The sequence below is a fragment of the Mesorhizobium sp. CO1-1-7 genome (genome assembly GCF_020164885.1).
Classification (GTDB): Bacteria; Pseudomonadota; Alphaproteobacteria; order Rhizobiales; family Rhizobiaceae; genus Mesorhizobium; species Mesorhizobium australicum.
This window is the reverse complement of sequence record NZ_JAIUHA010000006.1, coordinates 396,251-420,523: the sequence shown is the minus strand read 5'-3', so window position 1 is coordinate 420,523 and position 24,273 is coordinate 396,251. Positions and strand designations below refer to the sequence as shown.

The 24,273-nt window shown below is 63.5% G+C and carries 24 protein-coding genes; 13 read left to right on the top strand and 11 right to left on the bottom strand.

Annotated elements, in window-relative coordinates:
* Positions 1 to 111: 111 nt before the first annotated feature.
* Positions 112 to 2,226 carry an alpha/beta fold hydrolase gene (locus LB516_RS16020; protein ID WP_224719941.1) on the bottom strand — a complete coding sequence of 705 codons (2,115 nt, stop codon included), beginning with the start codon at positions 2,224 to 2,226 and terminating at the stop codon, positions 112 to 114.
* Positions 2,227 to 3,125: 899 nt separating this feature from the next.
* On the opposite strand from LB516_RS16020, the gene LB516_RS16015 reads away from it, so the two are divergent.
* The 3 genes from LB516_RS16015 (at position 3,126) to LB516_RS16005 (ending at position 5,136) form a co-directional block, all read left to right on the top strand.
* Positions 3,126 to 3,782, top strand: coding sequence for an alpha-hydroxy-acid oxidizing protein (locus LB516_RS16015; protein ID WP_224719940.1), 657 nt, complete (start codon positions 3,126 to 3,128; stop codon positions 3,780 to 3,782).
* The gene (locus LB516_RS16010; protein ID WP_318011816.1) at positions 3,752 to 4,183 is read left to right on the top strand and encodes an alpha-hydroxy-acid oxidizing protein; all 432 of its coding nucleotides are present in this window, start codon (positions 3,752 to 3,754) and stop codon (positions 4,181 to 4,183) included. Before LB516_RS16015 ends, LB516_RS16010 begins: the two co-directional genes overlap by 31 nt.
* Before the next feature lie 401 nt (positions 4,184 to 4,584).
* Entirely contained in the window at positions 4,585 to 5,136 is a 552-nt protein-coding gene (locus LB516_RS16005) for a GNAT family N-acetyltransferase (RefSeq protein ID WP_224719939.1), read from the top strand.
* Between the two features lie 40 nt (positions 5,137 to 5,176).
* Here LB516_RS16005 and LB516_RS16000 read toward each other — a convergent pair whose 3' ends face one another.
* The gene (locus tag LB516_RS16000) at positions 5,177 to 6,199 is read right to left on the bottom strand and encodes an aminopeptidase (RefSeq protein ID WP_224719938.1); all 1,023 of its coding nucleotides are present in this window, start codon (positions 6,197 to 6,199) and stop codon (positions 5,177 to 5,179) included.
* A 241-nt stretch (positions 6,200 to 6,440) separates the two neighbouring features.
* Here LB516_RS16000 and LB516_RS15995 point away from each other — a divergent pair, with 241 nt between their 5' ends.
* Positions 6,441 to 7,199 (top strand): SDR family NAD(P)-dependent oxidoreductase, encoded by a 759-nt coding sequence (locus LB516_RS15995; RefSeq protein ID WP_140713861.1) that lies wholly within the window; start codon positions 6,441 to 6,443, stop codon positions 7,197 to 7,199.
* Complete coding sequence (locus tag LB516_RS15990) at positions 7,196 to 8,092, top strand: sigma-70 family RNA polymerase sigma factor (RefSeq protein ID WP_224719937.1); 897 nt, start codon at positions 7,196 to 7,198, stop codon at positions 8,090 to 8,092. Before LB516_RS15995 ends, LB516_RS15990 begins: the two co-directional genes overlap by 4 nt.
* A 12-nt stretch (positions 8,093 to 8,104) precedes the next feature.
* Here LB516_RS15990 and LB516_RS15985 read toward each other — a convergent pair whose 3' ends face one another.
* From LB516_RS15985 to LB516_RS15975, 3 genes are all read right to left on the bottom strand, one after another.
* Positions 8,105 to 8,725, bottom strand: a complete 621-nt coding sequence (locus LB516_RS15985; protein WP_140727134.1) for an FMN-binding negative transcriptional regulator — start codon at positions 8,723 to 8,725, stop codon at positions 8,105 to 8,107.
* Between the two features lie 127 nt (positions 8,726 to 8,852).
* A complete protein-coding gene (locus tag LB516_RS15980) occupies positions 8,853 to 10,001 on the bottom strand; it encodes an amidohydrolase (protein ID WP_015316738.1) in 1,149 nt (382 codons plus the stop codon).
* A gap of 98 nt (positions 10,002 to 10,099) precedes the next feature.
* Positions 10,100 to 10,555, bottom strand: coding sequence for a hypothetical protein (locus tag LB516_RS15975; RefSeq protein WP_224719936.1), 456 nt, complete (start codon positions 10,553 to 10,555; stop codon positions 10,100 to 10,102).
* Between the two features lie 215 nt (positions 10,556 to 10,770).
* Between LB516_RS15975 and LB516_RS15970 the strand changes: the two genes are divergently transcribed.
* The 4 genes from LB516_RS15970 to LB516_RS15955 are packed head-to-tail and all read left to right on the top strand — an operon-like array spanning position 10,771 to position 14,633.
* A complete protein-coding gene (locus LB516_RS15970; RefSeq protein WP_224719935.1) occupies positions 10,771 to 11,631 on the top strand; it encodes an FAD binding domain-containing protein in 861 nt (286 codons plus the stop codon).
* Complete coding sequence (locus LB516_RS15965) at positions 11,631 to 12,107, top strand: (2Fe-2S)-binding protein (protein WP_015316741.1); 477 nt, start codon at positions 11,631 to 11,633, stop codon at positions 12,105 to 12,107. Before LB516_RS15970 ends, LB516_RS15965 begins: the two co-directional genes overlap by 1 nt.
* Position 12,108: 1 nt before the next feature.
* The gene (locus LB516_RS15960) at positions 12,109 to 14,373 is read left to right on the top strand and encodes a xanthine dehydrogenase family protein molybdopterin-binding subunit (RefSeq protein ID WP_224719934.1); all 2,265 of its coding nucleotides are present in this window, start codon (positions 12,109 to 12,111) and stop codon (positions 14,371 to 14,373) included.
* A 14-nt stretch (positions 14,374 to 14,387) separates the two neighbouring features.
* Positions 14,388 to 14,633 carry a MoaD/ThiS family protein gene (locus LB516_RS15955; RefSeq protein ID WP_224719933.1) on the top strand — a complete coding sequence of 82 codons (246 nt, stop codon included), beginning with the start codon at positions 14,388 to 14,390 and terminating at the stop codon, positions 14,631 to 14,633.
* 95 nt (positions 14,634 to 14,728) lie between these two features.
* Here the strand turns inward: LB516_RS15955 and LB516_RS15950 are convergent, their stop codons facing one another.
* The 4 genes from LB516_RS15950 to LB516_RS15935 form a co-directional block, all read right to left on the bottom strand.
* Complete coding sequence (locus tag LB516_RS15950; protein WP_224719932.1) at positions 14,729 to 15,181, bottom strand: DUF488 family protein; 453 nt, start codon at positions 15,179 to 15,181, stop codon at positions 14,729 to 14,731.
* Entirely contained in the window at positions 15,178 to 15,801 is a 624-nt protein-coding gene (locus tag LB516_RS15945; protein ID WP_224719931.1) for a DUF488 family protein, read from the bottom strand. The genes LB516_RS15950 and LB516_RS15945 overlap by 4 nt, the downstream gene beginning before the upstream one ends.
* A 4-nt stretch (positions 15,802 to 15,805) precedes the next feature.
* The gene (locus tag LB516_RS15940; RefSeq protein WP_224719930.1) at positions 15,806 to 16,474 is read right to left on the bottom strand and encodes a hypothetical protein; all 669 of its coding nucleotides are present in this window, start codon (positions 16,472 to 16,474) and stop codon (positions 15,806 to 15,808) included.
* Positions 16,475 to 16,926: 452 nt separating this feature from the next.
* Complete coding sequence (locus LB516_RS15935) at positions 16,927 to 18,132, bottom strand: toll/interleukin-1 receptor domain-containing protein (RefSeq protein WP_224719929.1); 1,206 nt, start codon at positions 18,130 to 18,132, stop codon at positions 16,927 to 16,929.
* A 356-nt stretch (positions 18,133 to 18,488) separates the two neighbouring features.
* On the opposite strand from LB516_RS15935, the gene LB516_RS15930 reads away from it, so the two are divergent.
* The gene (locus LB516_RS15930; protein WP_224719928.1) at positions 18,489 to 19,130 is read left to right on the top strand and encodes a hypothetical protein; all 642 of its coding nucleotides are present in this window, start codon (positions 18,489 to 18,491) and stop codon (positions 19,128 to 19,130) included.
* A gap of 28 nt (positions 19,131 to 19,158) precedes the next feature.
* On the opposite strand, the gene LB516_RS15925 is transcribed toward LB516_RS15930, so the two are convergent.
* Positions 19,159 to 20,121, bottom strand: a complete 963-nt coding sequence (locus tag LB516_RS15925) for an ornithine cyclodeaminase family protein (protein WP_224719927.1) — start codon at positions 20,119 to 20,121, stop codon at positions 19,159 to 19,161.
* 202 nt (positions 20,122 to 20,323) lie between these two features.
* On the opposite strand from LB516_RS15925, the gene LB516_RS15920 reads away from it, so the two are divergent.
* The 3 genes from LB516_RS15920 to LB516_RS15910 all read left to right on the top strand — a co-directional run bounded on the left by LB516_RS15920 (position 20,324) and on the right by LB516_RS15910 (position 21,982).
* The gene (locus LB516_RS15920; RefSeq protein ID WP_224719926.1) at positions 20,324 to 20,737 is read left to right on the top strand and encodes a DOPA 4,5-dioxygenase family protein; all 414 of its coding nucleotides are present in this window, start codon (positions 20,324 to 20,326) and stop codon (positions 20,735 to 20,737) included.
* An 86-nt stretch (positions 20,738 to 20,823) separates the two neighbouring features.
* Positions 20,824 to 21,657, top strand: coding sequence for a methyltransferase domain-containing protein (locus LB516_RS15915; protein WP_224719925.1), 834 nt, complete (start codon positions 20,824 to 20,826; stop codon positions 21,655 to 21,657).
* A 181-nt stretch (positions 21,658 to 21,838) separates the two neighbouring features.
* On the top strand, positions 21,839 to 21,982 hold the full coding sequence (locus LB516_RS15910) for a hypothetical protein (protein ID WP_181177909.1): 144 nt from the start codon (positions 21,839 to 21,841) through the stop codon (positions 21,980 to 21,982).
* A 70-nt stretch (positions 21,983 to 22,052) separates the two neighbouring features.
* Here LB516_RS15910 and LB516_RS15905 read toward each other — a convergent pair whose 3' ends face one another.
* On the bottom strand, positions 22,053 to 24,263 hold the full coding sequence (locus LB516_RS15905) for a cation:proton antiporter (protein ID WP_411969398.1): 2,211 nt from the start codon (positions 24,261 to 24,263) through the stop codon (positions 22,053 to 22,055).
* Between the last annotated feature and the right edge of the window lie 10 nt (positions 24,264 to 24,273).

Genomic DNA, 24,273 nt, shown 5'->3' with positions numbered 1-24,273 from the left:
GCAAGGGGGACTGCGGAGGTCGCGGCCGCGCCAAGACTCCTCACCGTGCCCATCGTGCTTTGAGCCACCACAAAGTGCAAACGCGTGGCCGAAATGGCTATCCGTGGCTGGTCACCCGCCAGCGCCGGACGGCGCCCCACTGACGGAAAAGAACGCGAGCACGCCGGGCATCCCGCTCGCTTCCATCTCGCCATAATCTTCGAATGTCAGGCCGGAGCCAACCACGAGATCGCGCACCGTCCGCGACGCGATGATCTCGCCCGGCCGGGCATGGTCGAGCAATCGCGATGACAGCTCGATCGCGATGCCGGTGAAGTCATCGCCGCGCTCCTCGCATTCGCCGGTGTGGACCGCGGAGCGGACATCCAGACCGGATTGTCTCAGGCGATGGCGGATCGCGATCGCGCACTGGATCGACCGCGTCGGTCGTTGGAACACCGCGAGCATTCGGCTTGGCGAGCGCCTGATCTGCCTGCCTTCAGCGAGAAGTAATTGGCTTCTGATCTCTTCTGCGTGTCGCTCAATCAGATCTGCGCCGGAGTCAGAATGCGGGTCGCCTATCTCCAGCGACAGCACCGACACCAGGAGCCGTTCGCCCGGTGTCGCCTGGAGAGCGTTGGTGACGAAAACCTCGATCTCGTCGACGAGGCGATCGGAATTCTCGCCCCAGATCACGTGATCCCGGCCGGTGAGCTCGACATATCTGGCGCCTTCGATATGCGTTGCCAGGTAGCGTCCTTCTTCCCGTTTGACCCAGCGGTCGCCCGACGTCTGAACGATCAGTGTCGGAACATGAATGACAGGCAGGATGTCGCGAACATCGATTTCGGTTCCCCAGCGCCAGAGCGAGATCGCGTCTGCGGGCGAGGCTGAATTCCTGAGGTAAGCGGCGAACCATTCTCTTTCGAACGTGTCGTTCATCAGGCTGGGGGCCGCATTGCCCATGTCCGCCGGCTCTCCCCACTGTCTCTCAATGGTGGCCAGGTCTTCTTCCACCTGCTCGGCCGTCCTTGCCCAAGGGTAATCCTTCGACCATCTGCCCCTGGCATAGGTTCCGTTGAGCACAAGTGCCGCCGTGCGCTCGGGGTAGGTCGCCGCGAATAGCATGCACATGGGGCCGCCCTCGGAACCGCCGAACACAACCGTGCGCTTCGAGCCGACCGCATCCAGCACGGCTCGCATGTCCTCCATCCGCTCTTCCATGGTCGGCAAACCGACATTGCGGTCGGATAGCCCTGTGCCGTGCTTGTCCATGCGGATCAAGCGGCAGAAGCTGCCGAGCCGCTGGAACACATGCGAAAGCCGTGGCGAGGCCCAGGCAAGGTCGAGATTGGAGACCCATCCAGGCACATAGATCAGGTCGATCGGCCCGTCGCCGGTCACCTGATAGGCGATGCTGACCCCGGAGGATTTGACATAGTGGGTGGAGGGGCGCAGGGGTTCGCCGCCCGCCTCGGCGCGCGGCGGCTCGGAGGCCGAGGCCGGACGCGGCGATGTCGTGCGGCGGGCCCGCAGCGTATCGTGCAAATGTCTTGTCTCCGGCTCGGGCTGCAGCCTCAGCTCCCGCTGCAGCGCATCGCGGCAATTGTCATATTGCTTGAGCGCCAGATTGATCCGGCCCTGCGCCGCATAGACGTGCATCAGGGCGCGGTGGATGTCCTCCCGCAACGGCTCCATGGCGAGCAGGCGCGTAGCAGCGCGGACGCAGGAGGCCGGATCCTTGGTTGCACTATAATGCGCGACCAGCCTGTCCAGCGCCGCGACAGCCGTTGCCCTCAGACGCTCGCGCTCGATCCGCAGCCAGTCCTCGAAAGGCTCCTGCTTCAGGCCGAAACCGTCAAGCAGGTCGCCGCGATAGACGACAAGCGCCTGTTCGAGGTTATCAGGCTCCGAGCTGGCTGCCAGCGCCTCGAACCGCGCGACATCGAAATCAAGGCCATCGAGATGAAGGGCGACATTGTCGCTATCCCTGAGGAAGCGAGCACTGCCAGAAGCTTGCATAGCCTTGCCGACAACCGAAACCGCTTGTCGCAGGTTCATCCGCGCCTGGGTCTCGCTGTTGCCACCCCACAAAAGGGCGGCGAGCTTTTCGCGCGACTGCGCATGTCCCGATTGCAGCGCGAGGTAAGCCATCATCGCCCGCGCCTTGCGGCTGAAGGCGGGGACCGCAGCCCCAACGCCGGCAAAGTCGAAACCACCCAGTAGATAGAGATGAGGCCCGGTCATCGGATCCGCCACAACAGCCACCACGCACCGGCGATCCTTTCGTGTCGCCGTCCCTATTTCAACCGTGATTCTGCCAAAATCGCGCTTTTCACGATTCCATCACGCTGGTTGCTGCGCGTTTCTCACGGCTGTCGAGGAGATTGCCGCACTGAGCCCCTTGTTTCTCACTCCGCGTGTCTCAGGAGGACGCCGTGCAACGCCCAAGCTCGATCGACTGGCCCATCTGGCATGACGATCCCTTGCATGAAGAGTCTTGGCACAATCCGGCGTGGCGCGGCGCGGTTGCACCACTGTGTCACGACATTGCGCTTGCCAACTATCTCGAAAGGCAAAAGGCCCACCGCGGATCAGTGGTTCGCCGGCTTGATCTCTCAGCCGCCGTCATGGGCCGCGCATGCGTAACTATCGCGCGTGTCGGACGCGCTTTCCTCCAGCGATTGCGCCCGTTGCAGCGTAGCGGGGACCCTGCGAAGAATGCTTGAGTTGGTCGACGACATTGACTTGAGAATGTCGAGGGCCCACTCGGGATTCAGCAAGGCTCTGGGCCATCGTGCGCGGCACCCGAGACCGGTGACATACTGCCCTATCCACGGACTGACCTTCCGACCCACAGGGCCGAACCCCGCCATGACCCCTTCTCCCACAACCGGGAGCAGGCAGGCTCGGTTGGTCGGCAATTTCGGGGCCGATCAAGTCGATGCGAGCGACAAGCCCTGAAAGTCATTTTTGAAGATCCAAGCCTCAAAGCTCCTGGTCTGCCTCTGGCCGCGTTTCCGCCGCCCGGTCATCGACGTTCGTTGCCCTGCGCGCTGTGCCGCCGTCTTGCGGCCAGCGGCCAAATGCGCGAATGTTGTCTTTGGACTTAGCCGACTTTTTTGACACGTTGACCGGAGTGGGCCATGCCGCTCGACATCGAGACCCGGTTTCTCTGCCTAGCGGATCTTGAACCGGCGGCACGAGAGGTATTGCCGCACGCAGTTTACGAGTTCATTGCTGGGGGTGCTGGCGACGAAATCACCAAGCGTGACAATGAAGCCGCATTCGACCGCATCAGATTAAGGCCGCGCGTGCTACGCGATGTGACAAGACTTGATACCGGGATCACGCTCTTCGGACAAAGTCTGCCGCATCCGATCATCCTGGCCCCAATAGCATATCAGCGGCTGGTGCATCCGGAAGGCGAGGTGGCAGCGGCGCGCGGCGCCGGAGTGGCGGAAGCGGTGTTCACTCTGGGTACCACGGCGACGGCGGCGATCGAGGATTGCGTGGCGGTGAGCCAGTCTCCAGTCTGGTTCCTGCTCTATTGGCAAAGCGATCGCGGTTTCAATGGCGAACTCGTATCGCGCATGGCGGCACTGGGCGCGAAGGCAATCAGCGTGACTGTCGACTTGCCAACGCCAGGCGATCGCCACAGGCAGTTCCGGGCAGGATTCAAAATTCCCGACAGCCTCGCAACGCCATACTTCAAGGACCGTAACACCGGCGTGCTCAAAGTTGGCACTGCGCAGCGGCGGGCGATGCCGACCTGGGCGGATATGCCTGGCTGCGTTCGCTGACAACCCTACCGCTTATCCTGAAGGGCATTCTCGATCCTGACGATGCCGAGCAGGCAATCAGAACCGGTGCCGATGCCATCGTCGTCTCGAACCACGGTTCGCGCAACCTCGACACCCTGCCAGCGACCATCGACGCCCTGCCCGCCATCTCGGAGCGGGTAGCCGGGCGGATTCCCATCATCCTCGACGGCGGCGTGAGGCGTGGCACAGACGTTTTGAAGGCGATTGCCCTAGGGGCAAGCGCCGTCATGATTGGTCGCCCCTATGTCTACGCACTTGCAACGGATGGTGCCGACGGCGTAGCCTATTGTGTCCACCTGCTCCGCAGAGACTTCGAGGCGGCAATGGCGCTAACCGGCCGGGCGCGCATCGACGAGATCGACCGGTCGGCAATCTGGTGAAGCCCCAACTATTCCTCGGCATGTTCAGTATTGCAGATCTACGCTTTACTCCGTCCCGCTTTTTGTCCAGCCGAGCGCCCACTATAATGTCGTATTGTCGCCGATTCTGAGAATTTGGACAGAGAAGCCGATGGTCTGCTGTCGGCCCCACAACAGCCGTTTATGTTCATCGCGAATCGCCAACGCGCGTTGCCATAGTCCCGCCCTACGGTGGGCTGGCGCCACTGCCAAATCTCACGTCATGACCGGCGGTAGCCGGGTGGCCCCGGAGTGATTGAAGCGCAGGGCGCTGGGGCTGAAGGCGGTTGGGCGTAGCTTGCGGTCGAATCTGTCCTGGCGGTCAGCCGCCGCGGCTCTCAGCGCCGTTGCATTGGCGCTGCCCCGGGTCGAAAATGCCCTCCATGAAAGCAGTTCCCAGGCTCACCACACCAAGGCTCGTGCTTCGGGCGCCGGGCGAGCGGGATATCCCGGCGTGGTTCGCGCGCGCGAGCGATATCGAATCCGCCTCCCTTGCCGGCGATCCCGTTGCCGACGACATCAGCGCGGGCGAGCGATGGCTCGCCCTTGCGCGTCAGCGGTTCGCCGACGGCCGGGCGATCAAATGGTCGATAGACCAGACAGGCGTGGCGGACGCGATCGGGACGATAACCCTGTCCTTCGGCGCGGACGATGCCAGGTCGGCCGCATTGGGATTTGTGCTGGGGCGTGCGCATTGGGGGCAGGGGCTGGGCTCCGAGGCGGCACGCGAAGTGGTTCGCTACGCCTTCGAGACCCTGGCGCTCGAACAGGTGACGGCCGAGGCGGCGGCGCGCAATGTCGCGTCGCTGCGGATCCTGGCGAAGCTCGGCTTCAAACATGTCGACAGCTTCATCGATGAGTCCGACGGCGAGCAATGCGAGCGTTTCGTGCTCGCCGCGCACATAGGACCGTTGGTCCTGGCGAACCAGGCTTAGAGCTATCGGAGCACGCCAAAGGCCGCCGTGTTTGCTCAGGTCAATCGCAGCTGGTCGCCGCCTTGAGCGCTTCGGCACGGGCCGGTTCGCGCAGGTCAGCGATCCGTCGAACGGAAGCGTAGAATCTCGGATAATCGCCGGAGCATAAATCGAACAAGCGAATAAACGCCGGAACCTGTTCGCCATAGACAGACGTCGCTGCGAGCTTTGCGTTGTTGATCGGCGCATTGAACCAGGCGTCGTATCCCCGGTATCCGGCCCAGCTTCCGTCGCGCATTTGCCGGTAGCGCGTCCGCAACCTGTCGAGCGTGGCTGCCTTGGCCGCCGCCATCCCGTCGGGGGGCCGCGAGCTTTCATAGACCTGCCGCAACTCGTCGCGCGTTTTCGACACCAGTGCGAGAAAATCGGCGCTGCGCTTGCGATCGGCCTCGTAGCGGCGCAATCCGGCGCGATCGCCGGCGGCGCGGAGCCATTTTCTCGTGCCGGTGGTTTCGACGGCCACCGCGAAAGCCTCATTGAATGCGGAATCGCCGTTCACATAGAGGCGCTGATGCGCGAGTTCATGAAAGACAAGGCTCGCCAGATAGGTGTCGTCCTGACGCAGCATGGTGCTTAGCAGCGGATCGCTGGACCAGCCCAGCGTGGAATAGGCGGTAATGCCGGTGACATAGACGTCCAGCCCCTGTCGATGAAGTGCCATGGCGCTTTCGGTCGCGGATTTCCGATCGAAGTATCCCCGGTACGGAACGCAGCCGAAAACCGGAAAGCACCATGTCTTGGGCGTGAGCGAGAATTGCGGGGCGGCAAAAACGGCCCAGGTCACGGCATCCCGGTGGATGTCGACATAGCTGCGATAGCTGCTGTTGTCGGGCAGTGCCAGCTCATCCGTCGCGAACCGCCTTATGGCGCTCGCCGACGTCAGCTTGGCGCGCAATGCCTCCGGCGTCGAAGGGGCCTGGATCAGTTTTCCAACGTCTTGGCGCGCGGCCATGATCCGGACATGGCCTTCCAGCGATTGCGCGTAGTAGGAAACGCTGGTGCAGCCGCTCAGCGCGGACGCCATGACGGCCGCCGCAAACAATCGAAAAACGCGCTTCACTTCTTCCCCACCGCTTCGTCACCTGCCCATGGAGCACATGTTGCCCCAATGTCCAAACCGGCGCACCAATTTCGTCAAGATCCATAGCGAGCAGCGGCGCGGACTGTCGACCCGGCTTCTGGCTGACGACAAATCCTCCCCACCGCTGACTCTTTTCCCGATCCTCAACCGTCTTAGCTACAGTGAAACACTGGAGCAGGGTCAAATGAGCCTCAGGGATAAGAAAATCGTGGTCACCGGCGGCAGCCGTGGGCTTGGTCTCGGATTGGTCGAAGCGCTTGTCGAGCAAGGCGCCGGCGTGACCGTGGTCGCGCGGGGCGCCGAGGCGCTGCAGGCGGTCGGTGCGCGGCTTGGGGTCGCCACCATCGCCGCCGATGTCACGGACGAGGACGCCGCCTATCGCATTCTTGGCGAGGTCCGCCCTGACATACTGGTGCTCAACGCCGGCGCCACGCCCCGGATGGGGCGGCTGGACCAGTTGAAGTGGGAGGACTTCTCCATCGCATGGGAAACCGATGTCAAGGCCGGGCTCTACTGGCTGCAGGCGTCGCTGAACCTGCCGCTCGGGCCGGGCAGCCGGGTGCTGGTCGGGTCGAGCGGTGCGGCCGTCACCGGGTCGCAGATGTCGGGCGGCTATGGCGGCGCCAAGCGGATGCTCTGGTTCATGGCCAAATACGCCAATGGCGTGGCGCAGGAGAAAGGCCTCGGCATCCGCTTCCAGGCGATCGTGCCGCGGCAGATGATCCTCGACACCGGGATCGGCGATGCGGCGGCGAGCGCCTATGCCGGCTCAATGGGCATCACGCCGGAACAATTCGTCACCCGCTTCGGCGCGCCGATGCCGCCCCGGGCTTTCGGCGACAGGGTGGTCTCGCTGCTGGAAGACCCGCAGTATGGCGAGGGCGTCGTCTTTGGCCTCAGCGGCGACGCCGGGGTGACGATCATGGAGGGCGCGGGTCCTTGAGCGACGCAAAGCCAGCGGTGGAGCGCGACCGGCAGGAAGGGCTGCTTGCCCTTGCCACCGCCTTGCGGCCGGAGCTGCACCGCTATTGTTCGCGCCTGATGGGCTCGGTCATCGACGGCGAGGATGTCGTGCAGGACACGTTCGCGCGCGTCGTCGTTGCCCTGGAGGAGTTGTGTGAGGTGCCTCGGCTCAGGCCGTGGCTGTTCCGGATCGCCCACAACCGCGCGCTTGACCTGTTGCGCAGCCGCGCAATCCGCGCCGTGGAGCCGATCGAGGCGGCGCTCGACATAGCCGACGAAGCCGACCCGGTGGAGGTGCTGATGCGCAGGCAAGCCGTGCAAACCGCCGTGTCGCGCTTCGCCGAGCTTCCGGTGACGCAACGCAGCGTGGTCGTCCTCAGGGATGTGCTCGACGAGCCGCTGGCCGACATCGCCGCCCTGCTCGGCATCACGGTCGATGCGGTGAAGGCGCATCTGGCGCGCGGCCGCGCCCGGCTTCGGCGGATCAACGCCGAGGCCAATCCGCTCCCCGATGCGCGCATCGCATCGGCGGCCATCCTGCGCTACGTCAATCTGTTCAACCGACGCGACTGGGACGGCTTGCGCGCGCTGCTGGCCGACGATGTGAGGCTCCATCAGTCCACGCACAAACCGCGCGCGGGGGCCGCCGACGTCGGCATGTTCTTCACCATCTACGCCAAGAGCGACGGCTTGTGGCTCAGGCCGGCATGGGTCGAGGGCCGCGAGGTGATCGCGGTGTTCGAAGACCGGGCCGACGCGAAACCCAGTCATTTCATGTGGCTGGAATGGCGCGACGGCCGGATCAGCTTCATTCGCGACTACCGTTATGTCCGGTACGTTCTCGAGGACGCCGACCTAGTGCTGGCAAGGTGAGGCGCCGTACCTTCACGGGATGAGGGCGGCGACTTCGCGGTCGGACGGACGCTCGCTCGCGGCCAGCCCGGAGGCCACGCCGGCGCGGTCGGCGGCGTTGCGGTTCTGGCTCATCTTGCGCTTGCCTTCGAGCCTGACGACCGGCATGCGCAGGCCGACAATGCCGCGAAGCTGCGACTGGATGAAGTCTGGCGGCGCGTCCGACACGGCCCAGGGCGCGGCGCGCGCGCCTTCATGCAGGTTGGTCAGCCGGGTGACGACTTCCAGCAGCCTGTCGGCATCCTCGAAGAACTCGACCGGACCGTAGGCGTGGACCGCCGCGTAGTTCCAGGTCGGCACGACCTTGCCGGTTTCCTGCTTGGTGGCGTACCAAGCCGGCGTCACATAGGCGTCCGGGCCCATGAAGATGGCGAGCCCGTCGCCGATCGCGGGAACGCGCCACTGCGGGTTGGCCTTGGCCAGGTGGCCATGGATGACGCCGTGCTCGCCCTCGGTCTCGTCGAGAAAAAGCGGCAGGGGGGTGGCGAGCGGCCCGTCCGCCGTGGCGGTGACGAGATTGGCCAGCCGCGCGGCGCGGATCGTCGCGATCAGGCTGTCCTTGTCGTCGTCGCGGAAGGCGGGCGGCGTGTACATTTTCGAACTCCTCGCGTTGCCCTCACAGATGCCACACAATCCGGCCCGTTGGGAATATCCAGTTCGAGGCATCCAGGTGGCCAGTTGACAGAGCTTTGCGGCGGAGCTGGCCGGCGTGCCGCTGAGATCAGCCGAGAAGGTTGCGCGCGGTCCTCATGAAGATCTTCGAGCCGATCGGGATCAAATCGTCGGGAAAGTCATAGTCGGGATTGTGCAGGGCAGGGTGCCGCTCGCCCGCACCGAGGAAGAACATCGCCGACCTGGCGCTGTGGCCGAACAGGCCGAAATCCTCCGAGGCGCGCATTGGCAAGGCTTCCTCGCCATGCGCGACGCTCTCTTCATCGAGGGCGCGCCGCAGGTGCTCGACCGCATCCGGTGCGTTGACGCTGGCGACGAAGATCTCGTGATAGTCCCAGCTGGCGGAGAGGCCGTGGCGGCCGGCGATCTCCTTGACCAGGGTTTCGGCGGCGGCGCAGAGGTCGGCCATGCGCTCGTCGCGGCGGGTGCGCAGCGTTGCCCAGACCTCGGCGTGGGCGGGCGCGATGCCGAACACGGCTTCGCCCATCCGCGCATGGGTGACGGTGACCATGGAGAAATCATCGTCGGCGAAAGTCGCGCGGCCGAGCGCGGGCAGGGCCGGCATCAGCTCCGAGATCGCCGGCATGGGCGAGGTTCCGGTCTCGGGCATGGAGGAATGCGCGGTCTTGCCCTCCAGCACGATGCGCATGCCGCGCGAGGCGCAATTGACCACGCCGGGCTTGAGCCTGACCTCGCCGAACGGCACGCCGGGCAGATTGTGCAGCGAGAAGGCGAAATCCGGCGCGATCTCGCCAAAGCGCGGATCGGCGACGACGCCGGCCGCGCCATTGCCGGTTTCCTCGGCCGGCTGGAACATCAGCACGACGCGGCCGCTGGCGGGCCGTTCGCGCCCGAACTGGCGGCCAAGGGCGGCCAGGATAGCGGTGTGCCCGTCATGGCCGCACATATGCGACTTGCCAGGAATTTGCGATGCATGCGGCACGCCGGACAGTTCCTCGATGGGCAGCGCGTCGAGTTCGGACCGAAACAGGACGGTTGGTCCGTTTTTGCCGCTGTCGTAGATGGCCGCGACGCCGTTGCCGCCGAGGCCGGTCAGCACCTTGTCCGGCCCGGTGTCGGCGAGGAAAGAGACGACCTCTTTCGCCGTCTTCTCCTCTTCGTTCGAGATTTCCGGCTGCCGGTGCAGCTTGCGCCGCCATTCGGTCAGTTCGACAATGTCGCGATTGGTCAGGGTCATGGTCTTTCGCCTCCACTGCGGTCCTCTGCTAACGATAAACGGCCGTGCTTGCCACAGTCCAAGTCCCGGGCTTTGGCGGGCCAGGCCTCGCGACCGGTCTACTTCACGCGGTTGGGGCAGAGCGCCTTGAACTGGTCCAGCGTATAATCGTAGCCCGAGGCGCCGGAGCCATCCAGCACCACCTTTTCGTCGACGGCGGTGATCCGGTAATCCGTCGTCACATCCGCGCCCTTGTTGCGGCCCTGGAACAGCATGGCGGCGCCATAGAAGGTGGTGAATTCGCCGGTCTTGCAGTTGGCGGTGATTTCGAAATGCAGGGGCGCCTTCATTTCCGCATCAATGCACTCCTCGGTGAAATCATGGCCGTATTCGCGGCAGTAGAGGCGGGCCTTGCGCCTGTCGTGCCTGGCCAGGATGCTGGCGTGCGTGGAGCCGATGCCCGACTTTTTGACGATGGTAAGCTCCATTCCAACCCGGGCGCCGTAATAGAGCGTCGCGGCGCCAGCCGGCGCGGCCAGCATCACGGCGCAAAGCACAGCCAACAGACGTCGCATGGAAATTCCTCCCTTGGCCGGGAAGGATTGACGCACGGGGCGGGGCGGTCAAGCCCCAATTGGCCCCACTGGCTGACGCTTCGCGGCCATGTTCCAGGTCGAGTGGACCGCATTTTGCCGCACCTGGCCCAATCGCCTCGGCTCGGGAAACGGATGGTCATTATGAGACGATTGTTTATAACGGTCGCTGAAAATCGCGATACCAAGGGGAGACGATGCGCTACATACGTCCGCTTTCAATCGAAGACGCCGTCGGCCAATTGGCCGGATCGGCCGGCCCGGCCGCCATCCTTGCCGGTGGCAGTGACCTCCTGGTGAGGATGAAGGGCGGCTTTGTCGAACCCGAACTGATCATCGACATCAAGTCGATCGCCGGCTTGCGCGACATCAGGGAAACCGCCGACGGCTTCAGCATCGGCGCCGCCGTGCCTTGCGCCGTGCTGGGCGAGAACGCCGCGCTGAAGAAGGCTTGGCCTGGCGTGGTCGAGGCGGCCAAGCTGATCGGCTCGAAGCAGGTGCAGGGACGCTGCACCATTGTCGGCAATCTGTGCAACGCCTCGCCGGCGGCCGACAGCGTTCCGGCGCTGGTGGCGGCGGGCGCCAAGGCCGTGGTCGTCGGCCCGTCGGGCAAGCGCACCATCGCCGTCGAGACGGTGCCGACCGCGCCGGGCCGGACCTCGCTCGCCAAGGGCGAGATCATCGAGGCGATCCTGCTCGGCAAGCCCGCGCCGCGTTCGGCCGATGCCTATCTCAGGTTCATTCCGCGCACCGAGATGGACATCGCCGTGGTCAGCGCCGGCGTGAACCTGACGCTGGACGGTGCTGGCGTCGTGACGGCGGCCCGTGTGGCGATCGGCGCCGCGGCGCCGACCGTATTGCTGGTGGAAGAAGGGGCCGAGGCCCTGATCGGCCGCAAGCTCGACGAAGCGGCGCTGGAGCGGCTGGCCAAGGTCTGCGCCGGCGCCTGCCGGCCGATCGACGACAAAAGAGGCACAATCGAATTCAGGCGCAAGGTTGCGGGCGTGCTGGCCAGGCGGGCCGCACAGACCGCCTATGCACGTGCAGGAGGCAAATGATGGCTGGCGTAGCGGTTTCAACAACGATCAACGGCGACAATGTCGAATATCTCTGCCAGCCCGACGAGACGCTGCTCGACGTGCTGCGTGACCGGCTCGGACTGACCGGCGCCAAGGAAGGCTGCGGCACGGGCGATTGCGGCGCCTGCAGCGTCATCGTCGACGACCGGCTGGTGTGTTCGTGCCTGGTGCTGGGCGCGGAAGCGGAAGGCCGCCGCATCGAGACCGTCGAGGGCATGGCGCATGGCGATAGGCTGCATCCGCTGCAGCAGAAATTCCTGGAGCACGCCGCACTGCAATGCGGCATCTGCACGCCAGGTTTCCTGATCGCGGCCAAGGATCTTCTGGCCAAGAACCCCGACCCGACCGAGGAGGAAATCCGCTTTGGGCTGGCCGGCAATCTCTGCCGCTGCACCGGCTACGACAAGATCGTGCGCGCCGTCCAGGACGCGGCCATCGTTATGAAGGGAGCCTGAGATGAATTTCGATCCGCGTTTTTCGGGGCGTAAATTCGCATCCGTCGGCACGCGCCCGATCCGTCCCGACGGTGTCGACAAGGTGACCGGCCGCGCCCGCTATGGCGCCGACTTTAACATGGCCGGCCAGCTGGTCGGCCGCGTGCTGCGCAGCCCGCACGCGCATGCCAAGATCCGCAAGATCGACACTTCCAAGGCGGAAGCGCTTCCCGGCGTCAAGGCGGTGATCACCGCCGCCGACCTGCCCGACCTCACCGACGGCGATGCCGCCATGTACGACATCCTCGACAATTGCATGGCGCGCACCAAGGCGCTCTATGACGGCCATGCGGTGGCCGCCGTCGCCGCGATCGACGCCCGCACGGCGCGGCAAGCGCTGAAGCTGATCGAGGTCGACTACGAGGTGCTGCCGCATGTCACCGATGTCGACGAGGCGATGGCGCACCACGCGCCGCTGATCAACGACACGATCTTCACCGAGGGGCTGGAGGAAAAGCCGGTCAAGCCCTCCAACGTCACCAAGCGCTCGCAGTTCGGCCATGGCGACGTCCATCAGGGTTTCGGGCAGGCCGACTTCATCGTCGAGCGCTCGTTCAAGACCGAGCAGACCCACCAGGGCTATATCGAGCCGCATGCCTGCGTGGCCAATGTCAGCTCCGACGGCACGGCGGACCTGTGGGTCTGCACGCAGGGCCATTTCGTCTACCGCCAGCACTGCGCCCAGCTGCTCGGTATGGAAGCCTCGAAGCTGCGCGTCACCTCGTCGGAGATCGGCGGCGGTTTCGGCGGCAAGACCCATGTCTGGGCCGAGCCGGTGGCGCTGGCTCTGTCGCGCAAGGCCGGCCGCCCGGTGAAGCTGGTGATGACCCGCGACGAGGTGTTCCGCGCCTCGGGGCCGACCAGCGCCACCTCGATCGACGTCAAGATCGGCGCCCGCAAGGACGGCACCATCACGGCGGCGGAAGCGACGCTGCGCTACAGCGCCGGCCCCTATGCCGGCTCCTGGGCCGAAATCGGCGCCATGACGGCGTTCGCCTGCTATCGTCTCGATAACGTCAAGACGGTGGGCTTCGAAGTGCTGGTCAACCGGCCGAAGACCGCCGCCTATCGCGCGCCCTCGGCGCCGATGGCGGCCTTCGCGGTGGAAAGTGCCGTCGACGAGCTCGCCAAGGAACTCGGCATGGATCCGGTCGAGTTCCGCATCAGGAACGCCGCGCAGGAAGGCACGCGGTCGTCCTACGGCCCGGTCTACGGCCCGATCGGCATCGGCCCGACGCTGGAAGCGGTGAAGAGCCATGCGCACATGAAGGCGCCGCTGAAGGAGAACCAGGGCAGGGGCATGGCCTGCGGCTTCTGGTTCAATTTCGGCGGCCAGACCTGCGTGGACTTGAACATCGGCATGGACGGCTCGGTGTCGCTGGCCGTCGGCACGGTCGACGTCGGCGGTTCCCGCGCCTCGCTGTCGCTGGTCGCGGCGGAGGAGCTCGGCATCGACTATTCCCAGCTCAAGGCGGTGGTCGCCGACACCTCTTCCCTCGGTTACAACGACATGACCGACGGCAGCCGCGGCACCTTCTCGTCCTCGATGGCGACCATCTCGGCCGCCCGCAACGCGATAAAAATCCTGCGCGAGCGCGCCGCGCAGATGTGGGACATCTCGGTCGACGACGTGATCTGGGAACAGGGCCATGCGGTCGCCAAGGGCGAGAAGCACGGCAATCTCGGCAAGCTGTCGCTGAAGGAGATCGCGGCCAAATCGGGCACCACCGGCGGGCCGATCGCCGGCCATAGCGAGCTCGTCGCCGACGGCGCCGGCGTCTCCTTCGCCACCCATATATGCGATGTCGAGGTCGACCCCGAGACGGGTTCGACCAAGGTGATCCGCTACACGGTGGTGCAGGATGCCGGCAAGGCGGTGCACCCGACCTATGTCGAGGGCCAGTACCAGGGCGGTGCCGCGCAAGGCATCGGCTGGGCGCTCAACGAGGAGTATATTTACGGCAAGGACGGAAGGCTGCAGAACGCCGGCTTCCTCGACTACCGCATCCCGGTGTGCTCCGACCTGCCGATGATCGACACGCAGATCCTGGAAATCCCCAACCCCAACCACCCCTATGGGGTGCGTGGCGTCGGCGAAACCTCGATCGTGCCGCCGCTGGCGGCGATCGCCAACGCGGTGTCGAACGCGGCCGGCGTGCGCATGACCCACATCCCGATGTCGCCGCCGCGGATTCTCGCGGCGATCGAGGCGGAACGGGAAGGCTAGGACCCCGGCGCGAGATGGTCGAGGTCACGCTCTGGGGGGCGCTCAGCCAGCTTGCCGGAGGCCAGAGCAAGGTCGAGGTCGAGGCCAAGGACATAAGGGAGCTGTTCAGGAAGCTAGCTGAACAGTATCCCGCCCTCGAGCCATGGATCGAGAAGGGCATCGCGGTGGCGATCGACGGGGTGATTTACCGGGATACGTGGGGGAAGACGCTGCCGCAGGGGGCGGAGATATTTTTGCTGCCGAGATTGGCTGGGGGGTGATGGGGGCTGAACTTACGTGCCCTTCCCCCTTTGCAATCCCACGCCGTTGGTCCCATTGATATTTTGCTCGAGGGCTTGCGGCGCTGAAGGCCTGCTTACAGGTGCAGCACTTTGAGTGGTGAACCCCACTTTGAGTTTAGATACTCGCAGACTAGGCGCCGGTGACAATGATGAGGCGTTGCCTCAGAACACAGTAGGCATGTTCCATCGAACATGTCGGGCCGTAAGCGCTCTTCGATTTTTCTGCCTTCCAACAGCTGAGTGAACTGCCTTTCGTATACGCTCCAGTCGCCTTTCTCTTTCTTATAGGCATCGAGAATGTCCGCTGTCGGCGCAAACATCGGCTGATGTACATATTGAATTCCGCCAATCTTTCTGAGGAAATACGCCAAGTCTTCCGCCTTGGCGAAGCCGGCCAATTGAGAAGTGTTGTTGAGCCGTACATCGATCAGTTTCTTCACATTGGCGTTAAGCAGCCGTTCGAAGAAGCGCTCTGCAGTCGATTTGGTGAACCCAATGGTAGAGACGTGAATCGAGTGCATTGTCATTGTCGACTCGCTGCTGTGCGCGGCTGCGTAGATTCCGGTAGCTCTGTGTAAGCGACTCTTCGCGCCCGTGCACGATAGGCATCTGCCAGCGTCGTTCGGCTGCCGTTACCAAGATCCATCTCCTGCTGATCATTGGATTTTAGAAGCCGCTGTTCGATTCCTTCCTGATCGATAGCGTTACCGTCAGGAAGAATATGTTTGACCACAACTCCCCGCTCGGAAAGCGCTCGCCCGACTAAGAGGCATCGGTGGCAGTCGAGCGGGTCGCGCTCCGAACACATTAAGGCTATGCGGTACTTTACCGAACCGTCTATGACCCTTCTTAGGCCTTCATGGAACTCTGGAGCCTTTGCCATGGACTCGTAATCCGCCACCCCATCGCAAAAGTACTGACTGCCGCTAGGGCGCCCTCCAAGTTCCTTGCCGAGAAAAGAATATGCTATGCCATCCATCTGGAGTTCGCTCTTGAGTAAGTCTTTGCTAAAGTGAGGGAAATGACGCGAATAAGGAGCGCTGCGCACGTCGGCTACCGCAGTAACCCCCGCTTTCCGGAGAAGCGTTAAGAACCGTTCATAACTCAGCGTTGAGTGACCGACGCTGTAAATAATTTTGTCCGACATGAACCTATCCGTGAACGCCATTGACCATCATGTAGCATTTGTCTGCGGGATTACCGAATGGACGAGCCAAACCCAACCGCACGTGATAGCGAGCGGCTCCGGGCAATGCTTGGCGGGCCGCGTTGAGCCCACCCTGCCTCCAAGCTTCCTTGAGTACCTTACTTGAGACTGCCAGTTGGTATTCGTGATGGCCATCATCCACGACCGCTTTCAGTTTCTCGAAGCTCTCTACTAATTCAATCGCATTTCTGTCGATTTGAATCGCGCCGAGTGATCGAGTTTGAGCCCCGGCAGCCACATAAACGCCCTGGAGGACACCATTCCATTGATTGTTGTTCGCCACATGATTACCGAATGCCGCAGCCACTGTCCCGAAAATAACCGGGGAGCCTGCTCCAATCCAGTTGATTGGTCCGGCATTCACAAGCTGGATGGCGTTGACGTCGACAGGAATGTCTTCCGTGCTATGCGGAAAAGCACCCGGATGTGCCTGTCCAGTTGGTTGGAACTGGACCGTCGCACCAGGCGCCACACCATGATTCTGTAGTCGCGCCAGCGTCCAGTTGCCACCGCCCGGAAGCGGACGAACCATTTGCTGCGTGTGTGCGCGCCATCCGGCGACGCAATAGTTCCCAGTACTCATCTCGGTGACGTCTGTGATAACAAGTCTCATTTCATCCCCCCTGATTCACCTATTCTTTTAGCATATCCTCCTTGTCTTTGCTTCGAATTCACGCTCGAGCCGAAGCGATCCCAACAGCGACTTCCTCGTAGCGTTCGGTATTTGACGGTGAGGATACAGTTTTCTTGAACACCTGCGCTACGTGTCTGGGCGCGGCGCTAATCAAGCAGCAGGCCACGGGCACCGAGAGGAACGACACTATCGAGCCGCGCCGGGTTGCCGGAGGCCGTTTCGTCTGAGACACGCCGCTCTGGCGACGCCCAACGAGACGAGTGCGTTTCTGCAGCCATGATCGTTCGGACATTTTTTGTGGTTGGGTTCGTGTCGGTCCTTAGTCCAACGTATTGTCACCTCGATCCGAGGTGGGAATTGCCGACCAGGAAGAAAGATGCTTTTGCAATTGGGAACTAGTTCAGGTGGTAGAAGAACCGCTTCCGATCCGACTAGCTTCTGCTCCTCAAGAATCTGCGGGTTTCGTCAGTCCTGACCACACGAACGCAAAGCCAATCATTGGCAAGCGTTTGATAATCAGCGATGAGCTTGCGATCTAGCAAATAAGAAAGTGCTGCGTTCATGCGTCGGCGATCCCATCCATATCTTTCGGCGACGGCTGAGGGGTCGCTGGTTGCCGACGGATCGTTGACTAGTCCCGCTGCAATGCGCAGCGCGTCGTCTTCAGGAGACCATGGCATGAAGTGCTTATCGAATGCTGCGAACAAACAGCTCTTGGCAAGGACTTGTCCTTGGGTCACCGTGACCATGTCCCTTATCTCGTGCAGGGCATCCTCAATGTCCTCCCCGGAGACGCCGATTGCCAACGACAACTCCTCAACGCTTTTTTGAGGGTCGCCAAACAGTGCTGTCCCCGACTGTTCGATCATTGCTTTGGCTATGCTGGTCGCAACTTTTGAATAGCCGGTCGATGGCAATTCAGTTGCCAGAGGACCCCTGCCGAGTAGTGGCTTGCGAGACAGGCCGTAGATATCGTTCACCAGGTCGCGAATGCTCGCGTCGAAATTCGCATCGTCGATCACAGGGGACAGCATCCCGGATAGCAAAGGAGGCAACTCGCTGGCCGAAAGCCCATTACGCAGCGCAATGAAGCGCGCTTGGCCGCTGATGCGTCGGACGAGACCCGCATCCATTTCCTGATTTACCCAAGGTTTCTTCAGCGCTTCATGAGTCAGCAGGACCAGAAAGTGCGTGCAGCCGGACAAGCCGTCATCGATCTTCTGACGTAGACTGTCGCCGGCCTTCATCTCCCATTCGGCCCACCACACGTCGATGCCGTTCGCCGTTAAGGTGCGTGCGACGCGCTCTGCGATACTGCGGTCGTCGAACGAATAACTCAGGAAAGCCTTTGGCGGCACGTGCGGTTCCACTTCCTTAAGATCGATGCCTTCCCGATCTTCGGGTGCCAGGCGCTCATTGACGATTGCGAGAAGTTCTGTGCTGCCCTCGATCGAAACTCGAAGGTCGTCCAGGCGATCACCATGAATCACGACTGTCGGGAACTCACCAGTTTCAGGATGCCGTATGGAACTGAACCGTCGATGCAATTCGTCAGCAACCTCCCTTAGGACGGTACGCTCAAAGTCGTCGGTAAAATCCTGGGCTCGGAATGGTCGCCCGTTGTAAGTCAAATCCACCCCGGCTCTCCGATCTTGAAGAGGTACGAACATAACATGAACATGGTTAAAAGACAACACTTTGTGTGCCGCCCAACCTTGTGTGCATTGATCGAGCTGCCAAACTTGCCCAGTGAGGTGGCGGAGATGGGTTCTCGTCTTGGCACTGCAGAAATCTTGGTGAGGCACGCAAACTTGAGCGGCTGCTCACGCAATTCGCCTTGGCGTGTCCAAGCATTTTCTGGAGACATGCCTTAAGGTACGCTTGGGTTTAGGCTCTGGGTATCACTTTGTGACAACTTGAGCACGAGTTCAATTTCCTCCTAGTACAATATGTCTCTCGTCAGAGTAGATTCGACCGTGCTATCTCCTCCGCCATGAGCAATGACAAATACGCTTTCTGGATTACATTGGTCGCTGGACCGATCCTGGGCGGGTTCTTCGCTTACTTCGTGTCAGCATCGGTGCTGAACGAATTTGCCTGGTGCATAAGTGGAGAAGAGCATTGTGTACGCGAGTGGATCTCAGCGACAAGTGGATGGGCGGCTGCCTTGGCCGCCGCAGTTGCGATCGGACCCTTACTGGGACAGCTGCGAGAACAAAGGCGCCAAACAAGCTTCGTCCTCGGTGATGCCGAACCTACTGTCGACATTGAACGAAGAGCTTATCTGAGCTTGCGTATCCGACTCGTGAACTGGAACCGCCGAGCTCTATACCTGCGACCCCTTCAATTCAAAATGGCAGGAAAATCGTACAATCCTCGAAGCATACTTAGAAGTAACGAGAATCAATCTTATACCAGCGTTGGCGATTACGGATTTACGATCGCTGGTTGGGAAGATCGCTCTTCAGCACCTCCTTTTTCCGAACTCGCGATCGAGCTTGAAGAAGATGGTAAGATTGGCGATTTTAACCAGCCGATCCTCGTAGAAGTCGTTGGCCAGCTAATCGGCGAAGGTGGAGGCTCATTTTATCGGAGGATTTCAATCGACCGCTGGGGCGGCCTGTTATCCTCATGACTTAGTTCATTGCCGGGCCCGGAATCGCCTACACCCCAACCACCCCAGCCACCTTCGCCCGCACATACACCAACCCCGCCACCGCCAAATCCCCCACCGCCAGCCCCCGGAACGCAAACGCCGTCGTCTCGCCCGGCCTCTGCCTCCCCGCAAAATCCCCGCAGACCAGCCCGGTCAGGTCGCCCACAACCAGCGCGGGGTCGACCATCGGCTTGGCCATGTTTCTTTCCTGTTCCAGATCGTCGACGATGATGCGGTCGAAGCGGGGCATGGTCTCTCGCAGCCAGGGCAGGGCCTGGTCGGTCATTACGGTGAAGCTGCCCGGCTTCAGCCAGTTCGCGTCGAGGAAGGGCGCGGGCTTGGGCACCAGGGTCACCGTCGTCACCACCATGTCGGCGCCTTCGATGGCGGCCCTTGCCGTGTCGCAGGGGATTGCTTGCAGACCTCGCGATTGTGCCATTTGGCACAGCGCGTCGCGGTTGGCGGTGCCGCGGCCGAAGGCGCGGATTTCGCGCAAGGGGAAGAGGTCGGCGAAGGCTTCGAGGTGGCCGCGCGCTTGCACCCCGCAGCCGATGAAGGCCAGGGATGACGCATCGCCGCGCGCCATGCGCCTGGCGGCGACGGCGCTCAAGGCGGCCGTGCGCTTCTCGGTCACCCAATTGCCGTCGACCAGGGCAAGCGGCAGGCCGGTCTCGGCGTCGAGCAGCGTGATCAGCGAATTGAGCGTCGGCAGTCCGCGCTCGGCATTGCGCGGATTGACGACCAGCGACTTCGTCGCCAGCACGGGCGGCGTGGAGGCGACGCCCAGCGTCGCCATGATGTAGCGGTCGTCGCCCGGCAGCACGACCGCCTTCGGCGCGCACCAGACCTCGCCGCGCCGCTGGCCGACGATCTGGCGTTCGATCTCGTCGACCATGTCGACGGTGGAGATCGCCAGGCGGTCGAGCAGCTGGGATGACAGATAGGGCAAGGTTGCGGCGGTGTTCATCATGTCATTTTCCCAGGAAAACGATCAGACTACACGATGTGGGCGCGGCCGAAAGCCTCGCGGCGCCGGCGGCGTGACGGCATGCCTGGGAGGCGGGAACCGCGTCCAGCCGGTGCCGGTCGTCCCGGCGGGTGGAGCGGGCAGCCGGTGACCTTGCTTAAGACCGCGCTCTCGGGCTGAATGGCGGGACTAGGAGGGCATCGAGATGAGCCAAGACAGTCCACGGCCACTTGCCGAGATCGCCAGCTATCACGCACATGTCTATTTCGACGGGCCGGCCGAGCGGCAGCATGCCGAATGGCTGCGGCTGCGCATCGCGGAACGGTTCCGCGTGCGCCTGGGCAATTGGCACGACAGACAGGTCGGGCCGCACGACAAGGCCATGTACCAGGTCTCCTTCGCGACCGGGATCTTCGGCGCGCTGGTTCCGTGGCTGATGCTGAACCATGGCGGCCTGAGCATTCTCGTCCACCCGAACACGAGCAATCCCAAGCGCGACCATCTGGTCGATCCCATCTGGATCGGCCGGCCGCTGGCGGTGCATGGCGACGTGCTTCCGGACGACCATGAGGCGGAAGAGGCGCTGGAACCCAACACCGAGCCGTCCCTGCCGGCGTAGGCCGGCGCCGGTTCCACGCGGCGCAGGGCATTGCGCGATGCCGTTGGGTGCGCTTCTATCCCTGCCGCGCCATGGGGGGTGATCATTTGTCTGGCAGGAACCAAACGTCCACCGGCCACGAAGCGAGCGAGGCCGGCTGGCTCGATCTTCATTTCGAATCGTCGCGGCCCGAATACGAGGCGGCCTTGCTCGACGCCGGCATCCGCCCGGGCTGGCGCGTGCTCGACGCCGGTTGCGGCAGCGGCGGCTTCCTGCCGCTCATCGCCAGGGCCGTCGGCCCCTCCGGCTTCATCGCCGCGCTCGACCTCGCGCCCGAAAACATCGGCCGGGTCGAGGCGCTCGCGGGCACGCTGTCTGAGCCGCCGGAAATCGCCACGCATGTCGGCAGCATCCTGTCGCTGCCCTTCGCCGACGCATCGTTCGATTGCGTCTGGTCCGGCAATGTCATGCAGTATCTGACGCCGGCCGAATTCGAGCTTGCCGTCGGCGAGGCCAGGCGCGTGCTGAAGCCGGGCGGCATCCTGGCGGTCAAGGATTTCGATTCGACCATCCTGCAGATCCTGCCCATGGACCGGGCGCTGCTGGCGCGCTTCATGGCCGCCAGGCTGCAGGGGTTCCGCGACCGGGGCGTGCTCGGCACCGATTGCGGTTCGACGCTTCCGACGCGCCTGCGGCGGGCGGGGATGGAGGTTGTCAGCCGCAAGGGCTGGCTGGTCGAGCGCTGGGCGCCGGCGCCTCGCTTCACGCGCGCCTATGTTCGCGACCTGCTGGCCTATTTTGCCAGCGTCGCGCCGGGCTACGCCCTACCTGACGCCGACCAGGCCTATTGGCGGGAGCTCAAGCAGCGGCCGGATCGCCTGCTCGACGATCCCGATTTCTGCTACCGCGAGTTCTTCGTCATGGCGGTCTGCCGGACCTAGCGCTCAGCCGCGACGACCGATGCCCGGCGGCAAACCCGCTTCCGAGATCCAGGCCAGGCCAAGCCGTATTCGCCGGTCATCCACTCGAATGGCCGGCTTTCGATCGAATTTCTTTGCAACCCGTTAATGCGGCCATGCGTCAATAAGCATCTGCTAATTATCCGGTGGCGTGGGGTACGCAATGACCAAGAATCTTGGCAATGGACGCTATGTGCCGCCCAAGGACACAAGCGTCTCCTTGTTCGGCAAGGTCGCGCCGGCGCTGTTTCCGCTCGTCGCGGCGGCGCTGGGCTACGTGATCGGGCGGCAATTCCTCGGCCTGTAGGCGCAATTCCAGGAAAAGTGCGTAGCGCTTCCCCCGGGGGAATTGCGTACTCCGGTCAAGCCGACAGGCATCAAGCCGCGGTCTCGGCTGCCGCCTCCTCGGCGGCCGCTTCGGTTCGCCGGACGCGGTCGCTGGCCAGAAGCACGACCGGGCAGGCGGCGGTGGCCAGCACCGCGCTCGCCGTATCGCCGAAGAATAGCTCGTCGCCTGGCCGCTGCGTGACGCCCATCACCACCATGGCGGCGCCCTTGGCGGCCTCCCTGGCGATCGCCCTGTCGGGCGTGGCGCGCGTCCTGATCGCGGTGTCGACGGCGACGCCATAGCGGTCGGCGAGATCGGCGACATCCTTGAGCACGGCCTCCTCGCGGCGGTGCGAAACCGAGCTCGGCCGGCTGCCCTTGCGGGCCTGCGAAACATAAAGGACTTTCACGCGCGCCCGGTGCGGCCGCGCCAAGGCGAGCGCGAAATCGGCCGCGCGCCGCGCCACCTCGGTGCCGTTCACCGGAACCAGAATGGTCGCGCCGGCGCGCAACATCGGCATCTTGCCATCGGCCTTGGCGCCATTCAGCACCAGGCACAGCGGGCCGTCGAAGCCGCTGGTGATGGCGTTCAGTGTGCCGCTGAAGGTGCCTTCGGCCAGCGCGTTGTCCAGCCCGACCAGCAGCAGGCCGTAGCCCTTGCGGGCTTCCGCGGCGATCGTCTCGGTGGTGGCTTCAAGCTCGGTGCGGGCCGTGAGGTGGACCTTGTCGACGGGCGTATCCTCGGCCTTCCTGACAGCCCTGGCGCTTCTGGCCGCCCCCCTCTTGACCTGCTTGGAGGCCCGCTCGGGACCTTTGTCGCGGGCAGGGCCGGGCAGCTTGCCATCCTCGAGGTGGAGCAGCGTGGTCGGCATGCCGCTGCCGCCGCCGACGAGACCGGCGAGATAGGCGGTGAACTTGCCGACCGGGCTGTCGTCGACGAGCAGCAGCAACCGCTCCAGCTTGGAGACGAAGCCGCGCTCGTCGAGCAGTTCGCGGTCGACGCGCTGCTTTTCCACGTCGCCGACCGGCAGCCGGCCGAGCGCCCAGCGCAGCATTGGCGGCATGGCCAGCGTGGTGATGACGGCCATGGTGACGATCATGGTGAACAGATTGTGGGAGAGGATGTTCATCGACAGGCCGATCGAAGCGACGATGACCTCGGTCGAGCCGCGCGCGTTCATGGCGCTGCCGACGGCGGTGGACTCCTTCAGGGACATGCCGGCCAGGCGGCCGCCGAGGAAGGCGCCCGAGAATTTGCCGATGCTGGCGATCAGCACCAGCGCCAGCGTCAGCAGCGCCAGCGTCGTGTCGGCAAGCACGGTAAGGTCCGCGGACAGGCCGGCCATGCCGAAAAACACCGGCATGAACAGCGCCGTGATGACGCCGCGCAGCTGGCCCTCGATGTGGTCCGACAGGATCGGCGATTCCCCGACCAGTATGCCGGCGACGAAGGCGCCGAGCACGGTGTGGACGCCGATGAGGTTGGTGATCAGCGCCATCACGCCCATGATGATGAGGATAACGGTGATGACGGCGTATTCGCTGCGGAAGGAATCGTTGCTCCAGCGGATCAGGGTGAACACCAGGCGGCGGCCGATGGTGAAGGAGAACACCATGAACAGCGCCACTTCGGCGACCGTCAGCACCAGCGGCAGCACCTGCAGGCTGCCATTGGTGGCGATGCCGAAAGTGACGGCGATGATCAGCCAGCCGATCGTGTCCTCGATGATGGCCGAGGAGACGATGACCTGGCCGAGATTGCGGCGCATGAAGTTCATTTCGCGCACCACCATGGCGACGATTTTGACCGAAGAGATCGACAGCGCCGTGCCGAGGAACAGCCCGGCGACGATGCGCTCGCTCGGCTCGGGCAGAAGCGTATCCGGCAAGACCTGCGCCAGCGCGAAACCGCAGGCAAAAGGCAGGACGACGCCGGTGATCGAGATCGAAAAACAGGCCGCACCCACCCGCCGCACCAGCCGCAGATCCGTCTCCATGCCGGTCAGCAGCAGGAGCAGCAGGATGCCGAGCTGCGAGACGGCATCGATCATGCTTTTCTGCGCCGGATCGGTGGAGAAGATCAGATGCTGGGCGCCGGGCCAGAGCCAGCCGAACAGCGACGGCCCGAGCAGGATGCCGCCGATCAGCTGGCCCATGATCGCCGGCTGCCGGTAGCGCTGGAAGATCTCGCCAAGGCCACGGCCGACCAGAAGCAGAAGCACGATCTCGGCGACGAACAGGCCCTCCGCCGAGCCGCCCATGCCCGAGGCG

Coding starts and splice junctions, on each gene's coding strand:
- LB516_RS16020 (WP_224719941.1), bottom strand. CDS start 2,226: ATGACCGGGCCTCATCTCTATCTACTGGGTGGTTTCGACTTTGCCGGC.
- LB516_RS16015 (WP_224719940.1), top strand. CDS start 3,126: ATGCCGCTCGACATCGAGACCCGGTTTCTCTGCCTAGCGGATCTTGAA.
- LB516_RS16005 (WP_224719939.1), top strand. CDS start 4,585: ATGAAAGCAGTTCCCAGGCTCACCACACCAAGGCTCGTGCTTCGGGCG.
- LB516_RS16000 (WP_224719938.1), bottom strand. CDS start 6,199: ATGGCGTCCGCGCTGAGCGGCTGCACCAGCGTTTCCTACTACGCGCAA.
- LB516_RS15995 (WP_140713861.1), top strand. CDS start 6,441: ATGAGCCTCAGGGATAAGAAAATCGTGGTCACCGGCGGCAGCCGTGGG.
- LB516_RS15985 (WP_140727134.1), bottom strand. CDS start 8,725: ATGTACACGCCGCCCGCCTTCCGCGACGACGACAAGGACAGCCTGATC.
- LB516_RS15980 (WP_015316738.1), bottom strand. CDS start 10,001: ATGACCCTGACCAATCGCGACATTGTCGAACTGACCGAATGGCGGCGC.
- LB516_RS15975 (WP_224719936.1), bottom strand. CDS start 10,555: ATGCGACGTCTGTTGGCTGTGCTTTGCGCCGTGATGCTGGCCGCGCCG.
- LB516_RS15970 (WP_224719935.1), top strand. CDS start 10,771: ATGCGCTACATACGTCCGCTTTCAATCGAAGACGCCGTCGGCCAATTG.
- LB516_RS15965 (WP_015316741.1), top strand. CDS start 11,631: ATGGCTGGCGTAGCGGTTTCAACAACGATCAACGGCGACAATGTCGAA.
- LB516_RS15960 (WP_224719934.1), top strand. CDS start 12,109: ATGAATTTCGATCCGCGTTTTTCGGGGCGTAAATTCGCATCCGTCGGC.
- LB516_RS15955 (WP_224719933.1), top strand. CDS start 14,388: ATGGTCGAGGTCACGCTCTGGGGGGCGCTCAGCCAGCTTGCCGGAGGC.
- LB516_RS15950 (WP_224719932.1), bottom strand. CDS start 15,181: ATGACAATGCACTCGATTCACGTCTCTACCATTGGGTTCACCAAATCG.
- LB516_RS15945 (WP_224719931.1), bottom strand. CDS start 15,801: ATGTCGGACAAAATTATTTACAGCGTCGGTCACTCAACGCTGAGTTAT.
- LB516_RS15940 (WP_224719930.1), bottom strand. CDS start 16,474: ATGAGACTTGTTATCACAGACGTCACCGAGATGAGTACTGGGAACTAT.
- LB516_RS15930 (WP_224719928.1), top strand. CDS start 18,489: ATGAGCAATGACAAATACGCTTTCTGGATTACATTGGTCGCTGGACCG.
- LB516_RS15925 (WP_224719927.1), bottom strand. CDS start 20,121: ATGATGAACACCGCCGCAACCTTGCCCTATCTGTCATCCCAGCTGCTC.
- LB516_RS15920 (WP_224719926.1), top strand. CDS start 20,324: ATGAGCCAAGACAGTCCACGGCCACTTGCCGAGATCGCCAGCTATCAC.
- LB516_RS15910 (WP_181177909.1), top strand. CDS start 21,839: ATGACCAAGAATCTTGGCAATGGACGCTATGTGCCGCCCAAGGACACA.
- LB516_RS15905 (WP_411969398.1), bottom strand. CDS start 24,263: ATGGGCGGCTCGGCGGAGGGCCTGTTCGTCGCCGAGATCGTGCTTCTG.